Source organism: Methylobacterium sp. WL12, from assembly GCF_008039475.1.
Lineage (GTDB): Bacteria > Pseudomonadota > Alphaproteobacteria > Rhizobiales > Beijerinckiaceae > Methylobacterium > Methylobacterium cerastii.
On the sequence record NZ_VRUW01000255.1, the window covers coordinates 1 to 386 of the forward strand.

Sequence of the window (386 nt, forward strand, 5' to 3'; positions counted from 1 at the left end):
CTAGAGCGGCATCCGATCAGGTTGGATCATAAGCGTCGTATCCCGCGGCGGCGAGGTAGTTCCGGCATTCGTCTGGTTTGAAGGCGGCGAAGGCGTTTCGGATGGCATCCCAGAGGTCGGCAACGGTGCGCTTTGCAGCCGATCGGAGCATGGCCTTGAGCTTGGCGAAGGCCATCTCGATGGGGTTGAGATCGGGGCTGTAGGGCGGGAGGTAGAGCAGCCGGCCCCCCACGGCCTCGATGGCCTCGCGCACGCCCCGGACCTTGTGGGCCGGGAGGTTGTCGAGGATGACGGTGTCGCCCTGCCGAAGCGCCGGGGCCAGCGTTTCGACGACGTAGGCACGGAAGCGTTCGCCGTTCGTGGCCCCATCGAGGAGCGCGGTCGCG

1 protein-coding gene is annotated in these 386 nt (G+C 66.8%); it reads right to left on the minus strand.

Annotation, left to right across the window (positions count from 1 at the left end):
• Positions 1-16 precede the first annotated feature (16 nt).
• A partial coding sequence (locus tag FV226_RS27750) for a transposase (protein WP_147765434.1) occupies positions 17-386 on the minus strand: 370 nt, incomplete at its 5' end.